The sequence below is a fragment of the Cellulomonas rhizosphaerae genome, from assembly GCF_003470205.1.
GTDB classification, from domain to species: Bacteria; Actinomycetota; Actinomycetes; order Actinomycetales; family Cellulomonadaceae; genus Cellulomonas; species Cellulomonas rhizosphaerae.
In genome coordinates this window covers 1-4,763 of record NZ_QWKP01000068.1, presented here as the reverse complement: position 1 = coordinate 4,763, position 4,763 = coordinate 1, and the positions used below count along the sequence as shown (strand labels likewise).

The 4,763-nt window shown below is 73.5% G+C and carries 6 protein-coding genes and 1 pseudogene; 5 read left to right on the top strand and 2 right to left on the bottom strand.

Going from position 1 to position 4,763, the window contains the following annotated elements:
* Positions 1 to 629 (bottom strand): annotated as a pseudogene (locus D1825_RS01110) (metallophosphoesterase); the annotation flags it as partial.
* Positions 630 to 658: 29 nt separating this feature from the next.
* On the opposite strand from D1825_RS01110, the gene D1825_RS01105 reads away from it, so the two are divergent.
* The gene (locus D1825_RS01105; protein ID WP_118765677.1) at positions 659 to 1,150 is read left to right on the top strand and encodes an SRPBCC family protein; all 492 of its coding nucleotides are present in this window, start codon (positions 659 to 661) and stop codon (positions 1,148 to 1,150) included.
* Positions 1,151 to 1,199: 49 nt separating this feature from the next.
* Here D1825_RS01105 and D1825_RS01100 read toward each other — a convergent pair whose 3' ends face one another.
* Entirely contained in the window at positions 1,200 to 1,976 is a 777-nt protein-coding gene (locus tag D1825_RS01100; RefSeq protein ID WP_118765676.1) for an LLM class F420-dependent oxidoreductase, read from the bottom strand.
* Between the two features lie 78 nt (positions 1,977 to 2,054).
* Here D1825_RS01100 and D1825_RS01095 point away from each other — a divergent pair, with 78 nt between their 5' ends.
* The 4 genes from D1825_RS01095 to D1825_RS01080 all read left to right on the top strand — a co-directional run bounded on the left by D1825_RS01095 (position 2,055) and on the right by D1825_RS01080 (position 4,649).
* Positions 2,055 to 2,633, top strand: coding sequence for an ArsR/SmtB family transcription factor (locus D1825_RS01095; RefSeq protein ID WP_118765675.1), 579 nt, complete (start codon positions 2,055 to 2,057; stop codon positions 2,631 to 2,633).
* Positions 2,630 to 3,421: an SRPBCC family protein gene (locus D1825_RS01090; RefSeq protein ID WP_118765674.1), complete on the top strand. Its 792-nt coding sequence runs from the start codon at positions 2,630 to 2,632 to the stop codon at positions 3,419 to 3,421. Before D1825_RS01095 ends, D1825_RS01090 begins: the two co-directional genes overlap by 4 nt.
* A gap of 205 nt (positions 3,422 to 3,626) precedes the next feature.
* Positions 3,627 to 4,082 carry a DUF6069 family protein gene (locus D1825_RS01085; RefSeq protein WP_267897552.1) on the top strand — a complete coding sequence of 152 codons (456 nt, stop codon included), beginning with the start codon at positions 3,627 to 3,629 and terminating at the stop codon, positions 4,080 to 4,082.
* Between the two features lie 33 nt (positions 4,083 to 4,115).
* Positions 4,116 to 4,649 carry a GNAT family N-acetyltransferase gene (locus D1825_RS01080; protein WP_118765673.1) on the top strand — a complete coding sequence of 178 codons (534 nt, stop codon included), beginning with the start codon at positions 4,116 to 4,118 and terminating at the stop codon, positions 4,647 to 4,649.
* The last annotated feature ends 114 nt before the right edge of the window (positions 4,650 to 4,763 follow it).

Sequence of the window (4,763 nt, the reverse complement as noted above, 5' to 3'; positions counted from 1 at the left end):
GTGCCCGCGAAGACGGCCTCGGCCGGTGCGTCGTCGTCCCGGCGCGCGCTCTCTATGCCCGACGAGGCGGCGAGCACGACGACCACCGCGATCGCTCCCCCGACCACGAGGTGCCGCTCGTGGGGCCGGACGCGCTCGGCCAGCTCGTCGCGACGGGCGACGCCGACGAGGGCGGCGACGGTGAACCCGCCCGCGATGAGCACCAGGAGCGCGACGAAGGTGCGGACGATCGCGTCGATCACGAGGGCTCGCGCGACGTCGCGGACGGTCGCCTCGGGCGCCGAGAAGAACTGCGCGTAGCTGTTGAGGTCGCCCGTCAGCGCCTGGAGGGTCGTCGCCTGGTCGAGCTGGACGAACGAGGAAGGGATCTCCTGCACGGTGATGTGCGCGCCGAGCGCGAGCGGCAGCGGCGAGTCGATCTGCAGCGTGCCGAGCGGGCCGAGGTCGACCGTGATCGTCTCGTCGGTCGTGACGTCGTACCGGGCCTCGTGGGGGCCGAAGCTGCCCTCGACCGACGCCGTCGTCACGCCGAGCACCAGGCTCGCGACGACCGCCGCGGTGCCCAGAAGGACCCGAGGCCACCAGCGCCGACGCGTGCGCGTCGGCTCGGGGCTGGTCGGGCTGCTCATACGTTCCCACCCTAAGTCCGCGGGCTCCCTTGACTCGCCCGGTCCGCCGGCGCCCCTACCGACTCGGCTCGACGTGGCTGCTCGGCGCGCCCGTCGACCGGTGCTGGCAGGTGCTGGCCGACCCGTCGATGAGCTGGCCGCTGTGGTGGCCCGGCGTGCGGGCCGATGGCGTGGACCCCGTCGACGCGCTCGTCGTGAGCAGCGCCGACGTCGTGTTCCGCACCCGGGTCGGGTACGCGCTGCGGCTGCACCTGGTGGTGGAGGCCGCGCAGGCACCGTCCCCCGTGGTGCTGCGCACGACGGGCGACCGCGTCGGGACTGCCGACGTGGCGCTCGAACCGGTCGCGGGGCCGTCGCCGCTGGTGCGCGTGACGGTCGCCTGGGACGTGCGGACGACCCGGCGGTGGATGAACGCGCTCGGCCCGGTGCTGGCGCGGCCGTTCGCGGCGTCGCACGCGGCGGTCATGCGGTCCGGGGAGCGCGGGTTGACGAGCTACCTGGCCGCCGGCCGGTCGTGGTGATCTGGCGCGACGCGGGCCACTCGTACGGCCCGGGCCGCGCCGCGCCTGATCAGCCCTGCGCGTCGCGCCAAGCGACCCACTTCTTGACGAGCTCGAGGTCGTAGTCGGGCCCCGAGGTGCCGATCGTGAAGAGCGTCGCACCGGCAGCGACGAGCGCGTCGGCAACCTCCTCGGGCGCGCTGCCGACGCCGACCGAGCGCTCGACGAGGGACGCGGTGTCGCGGCCGACCGCCGCGCCGTGCTCGTCGAGGATCGCGCTCTTGCGGGTCAGGGTCTCGACATCGCCGAACGAGTGCCACTGGTCGGCGTGCTCGGCCACGACGCGCAGCGTCTTGCGCTCGCCGCCACCGCCGATGAGGACCGGGATGTCCCGGGTCGGCACCGGGTTGGACGCCGCCCAGCGCGCCTTGATGCGGGGCAGCGCGTCGGCCAGGTCGGCGATGCGCGAGCCGGCCGTGCCGAACTCGTAGCCGAACTGGTCGTAGTCCTTCTCGAACCAGCCCGCGCCGATGCCCAGGATCAGGCGGCCGCCGCTGATGTGGTCGACCGTGCGGGCCATGTCCGCGAGCAGCTCGGGGTTGCGGTACGAGTTGCAGGTGACGAGGGCGCCGATCTCGACGCGGTCCGTCTGCTCCGCCCAGGCGCCCAGCATCGTCCAGCACTCGAAGTGCTTGCCGTCGGGATCGCCGCTGAGCGGGGAGAAGTGGTCCCAGTTGAAGATGACGTCGACGCCCGCGTCCTCGGCGCGGCGGACCGCGTCCCGGATCTGGCCGTAGTCGGCGTGCTGGGGCTGGATCTGGACTCCGATGCGCACAGGAAAGGTCACCCCGCGAGCCTAGGCGCACTCGGCCGCGTCGTCGTGGCGACCCTTGACAACTTTTCTTGTCGGATGCACGGTGGAGACATGCAGGACATCGAAGTCATCGAAAGTGCGGACGCCGCAGCCGTCGCCCTGGACCCCGTCCGGGCACGGCTGCTGGGCGAGCTCGCCGTGCCCGCGTCGGCCGCCGGACTCGCCGCCCGGGTCGGGATCGCGCGCCAGAAGGTCAACTACCACCTCAGGACGCTCGAGGCCCACGGCCTCGTCGAGCTGGCCGAGGAGCGCCGTCACGGTGGGATCACCGAGCGGGTGCTGCAGGCGTCGGCCGCGTCCTACGTGGTCTCGCCAGCGGCGGTCAGCCGGACGGCCGCCGACCCCGACGCCCGCGCCGACCACCTGTCCGCGGGCTACCTCGTCGCGCTGGCGGGCCGGATCGTCCGCGAGGTGGGGGTCCTGGCACGCCGGGCCGGCTCGACCGGCACGTCGCTCCCGACGATGACCATCGACACGCAGATCGGATTCCGGTCGGCCGCCGACCGGGCGGCCTTCGCCGAGGACCTGACCGCCGCGGTGATCGACCTCGCGGCGCGCTACCACCACGACGACGGGCACCTGCACCGGCTCGTCGTCGCCGCCCACCCCGTACCCGAGGAGGACTCATGAGCACGACCCTGGATGTCCCGTACCGCCTGGAGTTCAGCGTCGAGGTGCCCGGCACCCCGGAGCAGGTCTGGCACGCCGTCGCGACCGCGAAGGGCCTGAGTGCCTGGTACCTGCCGACCGAGATGGACGAGCGCGAGGGCGGTGACCTGCACTTCGTCATCGAGCCCGGGATGGGGTCCGAGGGCCACGTCACCGGGTGGGACCCGCCGAGGCGTATCGCCTTCGAGGAGGACTGGGCGGCCCTCATGGGCAAGGAGCCCGACGCACTCAGCCCGCTCACCTCGGAGTTCCTGGTCGAGGCTCACTCGGGTGGGACGTGCGTCGTGCGCGTCACCAGCAGCGGCTTCGGCAGCGGGGCCGACTGGGAGTCGCAGTGGTGGGACGGCATGGGACCCGGCTGGACCCCGTACTTCGAGAACCTGCGCGTCTACCTGGCGCACTTCGCCGGCCAGGAGGCCACGCTGCTCGAGGCTGACGCGCCCCACGTCGGCGATGCGGACGCCGCCTGGGCCGCCGTGCACGGCTCGCTCGCTCTGGGCGGCGAGGGCGCGACGGTCGACGTCCGGGGCGCGAGCGGCATCGTCGAGCACGTCGGCGAGCGGCGTGCGCTCGTCCGCCTCACAGGACCCGTGAGCGGGATCCTCAACCTGTACGCGCACGGCGCGGCCGACGGCACCGCGAACGCGGGCGTACGCGCCTACCTGTTCTCCGGCGACGCCGACGAGTACGTGCGGCGCGAAGGGCCGGCCTGGCAGGCCTGGCTGCGGGACCTGTCCGTGCCTGCGTGACCGCCCGACGAGAGCTCCTCGATCGACCCGGTCGCACCTGACACCACTCACTCGGCGCGGCGCCGACGGCCTCGCCGCCGCGTGCCGGTCGTGCCCACAAGGGCGGCGCGCCAGCACCGCCGTGCACGCACGCCCGTACCGCGGGCGGCGCCGTCGAGGCATCGGCGCGCCACCTCAGACCTCACGACGACGACGGAAGTACGTCATGAACAGCACCGATGGACCCACGCTCGGCACCACTGCGGACCTGACTCGCACGAGTCGGCCGCGACCGACGCTGCGGCTCGCAGGCAGGGGTCTCCTCGCGACGCTCGCGGCCATGGCCGCGACCACGCTCGCAGCCGCGCTCGCCGCCACCATCGGGGTCGACTTCGAGATCCCTGCAGGTGGCGAGACGATCCCCCTACCCGGGTTCGCCGTGGTGACCGGGCTCTTCTCGCTCGTCGGGGTCGCCATCGCCGTCGCCCTGCTCCGTTGGAGCGCACGCCCGGCCGAGTGGTTCGTGCGCACGACGCTGGTCCTCACGGCGCTGTCGCTGATCCCACCGGTGATCTCCGGGGCTGCTGGCGGGACCATCGCCGCGCTCATCGCACTGCACCTGATCGCCGCGTCCGTGATGATCCCGACCCTGACGCGAAGCCTGCGAGCCCGAACCAGCTGATCCGCCGCACCCGCCCCGTGCGAGCATCGACCGGTGGAACTGCTGCTGCGCCCTTGGCGACCCGACGACGCCGCCGATCTCGCCGCGGCCGCCGCGACGACCCCGGACCTGGCCGTCCAGGTCGGCGGCGCCGACCTCTCGACCACCGACGCGTGCCGGCGCTACCTCGCCGCGCTGGACGAACGCCGACCCACCAGCCTCGCGCTCGCGATCACGCTCGACGGGCACGCGGTCGGCAACGTCGGACTGAGCGGCATCGAGCACACGCACGACACCGCATGGGTCTCGTACTGGCTCGCGTCCAGCGCCCGCGGTCAGGGACTCGCGGGCCGCGCGGTCGCGACGGCCGCACGGTGGGCGTTCGCCGAGCTCGGTCTGTTCCGGCTCGAGCTCGGGCACCGGGTCAACAACCCCGCGTCCTGCCGGGTCGCGCTGGCGGCCGGGTTCTCGACCGAGGGCATCGAGCGCGCCAAGCTCCGCTACGGCCAGGAGCGGTTCGACGTCGAGACCCACGCCCGGCTGGCCACCGACCCCGACGTCGCCCTGGAGATGCCCGCCGCCTGGTGAGCCGCCGAGAACCGCCGACCGCCCACGCAGTGGCCTGCGGGCACCCAGCACCCGCTGGCACCCAGCACCCAGCACCCAGCACCCAGCACCCAGCACCCAGCACCCAGCACCCAG

What these genes read in the sequence shown, in the direction of transcription:
- D1825_RS01095 (WP_118765675.1), top strand. Translation starts at nt 2,055, where the DNA reads ATGCAGGACATCGAAGTCATCGAAAGTGCGGACGCCGCAGCCGTCGCC.
- D1825_RS01085 (WP_267897552.1), top strand. Translation starts at nt 3,627, where the DNA reads ATGAACAGCACCGATGGACCCACGCTCGGCACCACTGCGGACCTGACT.
- D1825_RS01090 (WP_118765674.1), top strand. Translation starts at nt 2,630, where the DNA reads ATGAGCACGACCCTGGATGTCCCGTACCGCCTGGAGTTCAGCGTCGAG.